The organism is Brevibacillus sp. AF8, assembly GCF_021270385.1.
Classification (GTDB): Bacteria; Bacillota; Bacilli; order Brevibacillales; family Brevibacillaceae; genus Brevibacillus.
This window is the reverse complement of the sequence record NZ_JAGQDN010000046.1, coordinates 1-2,136: the sequence shown is the minus strand read 5'-3', so window position 1 is coordinate 2,136 and position 2,136 is coordinate 1. Positions and strand designations below refer to the sequence as shown.

General features: G+C 41.4%; 1 protein-coding gene. It reads right to left on the bottom strand.

The features are described from left to right. On the bottom strand, nucleotides 1–2,136 hold a 2,136-nt coding region (locus KB186_RS28190), incomplete at both ends, for an Ig-like domain-containing protein (protein WP_232774856.1).

Below are 2,136 nucleotides of genomic sequence, written 5' to 3'. Positions count from 1 at the left end.
CGCATTTGCTGCTGGAAGTGCAGCGATTTTGTTATCTACAGCTTGAGCCGCTGCAGCGTCTGTTTGACCAGCCTCCAGCTGAGCGATTTTCGCTTCTGCTGCTTGCAGAACAGTCTCTTTTGTTACCAGAGCTTTTTGAGCTGCAGTCAGTGCATTGTAATCAGCACGTGCTGCAACGACTGCTGGTTTGTCAGCCAGAGTCAACGCATTTGCTGCTGGAAGTGCAGCGATTTTGTTATCTACAGCTTGAGCCGCTGCAATGTTGTCGGAGTTGTCGATAACTTTCCAAACAGCCTCAAATTTTGAACCTTTTTTACCAAAGTTATTATTTGCATCGTGACCATCAAATGCATTGGATGTTTCAACTTCAACTTTAGCAGTTGTGCTTGTAAGAGCATCAGTCAGTTTAACAGTTGCAGTATTTCCACTGAAATCAGCCGACGTCAGAGAAACTTTAGAACCATTAACATAAACGTTCAGATCCTCTTTATTAAGTACTGCAGGAGCAGTTGCGGAAACAGCCTCGTTAAATATTACTTTAACAGTGTCCAAAGCATTAACTTCGGCACCTGCAATGTAAGGTTTTTGGTTTTCAGCGAACTTGATCAGTTTGCTGTAAGCCTTAACGTCTTTATTATTCTTGTCTTTAACACCGCTGATTCCCAGAACATAGTTACCATCATATTTGATAGCATCGTCGTTCAGAGTCAGGCGAACAGTTTTCTTGTCGCTATAGAACTCAGCTGATTTGAATACGTGCTGTCCTTCAACAGTGTAGTTAGCAACATCTTTCGCGCTATCTCCAACTTCTGCAGAGAATACTACGATTACTTGATCTACAGTTTCACCTGTAGTGTCACCGTTGATTGCAACACCAGTTGCTGGTTCAGTTGTAGGAGAAACTTGAGTTTGAGCAGAAGCAGTTCCAACAGTGAAGTCAACCTTAGTAGCCAAGTTAGTTCCACCGAAGGAATCAGTTACAGCACCAGCAGGCAGAGTCAAAGCATATGCTCCAGCAGGCAAGCTGCTGATGTTGATTGCCAATTCATCTTCAGCCAATCCACTTACACCGCTTTTGATAGCGAATTCGTTGTTTGAAATTGTTGTGTCATAAGTTACACCATCAGCTACACGTTGAGCTACAACAGGAGCAGAGATCGATTTAGACGCAATTGGGTTAGCAAACTTGAATACAACATAGTTTGTACCAGCAATTGTTTTCAAAGCACCTGTAGTAGTGGTGAATGCTGGAGTTGCATCTTGGAAGTCAATATATTTTGTGAAAGTAGATTTAGAAGCTGGGTTAGGATTTCCAGCAACATCCTGGAAATTCTTAACGGTTACTTTGTGCAATCCTTTTGTTACTGGTCCGCTCAACTTAACGATGAACTCAGTGTCGTTGGAATCAGCAACTGGAGTAACGGTTGGGTTTACGTTAGCATCATCAATTGCAACGCTGAAGTATTGACCACCCTGTGCTTTAATCTTCTCGTTAAATTTAACTTTGAAGTTAGACAGGTTAACAGGAGTAATGCTGTCAACAACTGGATCAACTGTGTCTGCAACTGGTTTAATTACTGTTTCATAAGGGTTTGGAGAAATTGCATTTCCAGCAAAGTCGAGAATTTGGCTGTTAATAACCAATTTGTACTCTTTTTTGCTATCCAAACCAGCAAGGCTAAGGGTGAAGGAATCTTTAGTTGTAGTATTAGGTGTTTTAACAACTGCTACAGGTGTTAAGCCATCATATACTGTTACTGCTGTGTTGATATTAGTGAAATCTACTGGCTCAGACAATTCCACTTTGAAAGTATTTGTATCTACGAAGCTAGTAGCTTTAACTTGCGGACGTACGTTGTCAACCAAAGAAATTACTTGAGAGAACTCAGCAACTGCGTTTCCTTTGGTATCCAGTACATCTTTCACTGAAACAGTGTAGTTAGTAGCAACTTTCGTTACCGGAGTACCCAAAGTCAAACGAACAGTTTTTCCATCTTCTTGCAATTTAGCACCAGCAATGGACAAAGCTGAGCCATTTACTGGAGTGATGCTGTAGTTAGGACCATAGTTTTCAGCTGTAGATTTGTCTACAGTAGTTCCAAACTTAACATCAACTGTCAGAGCGTTAATAGCACT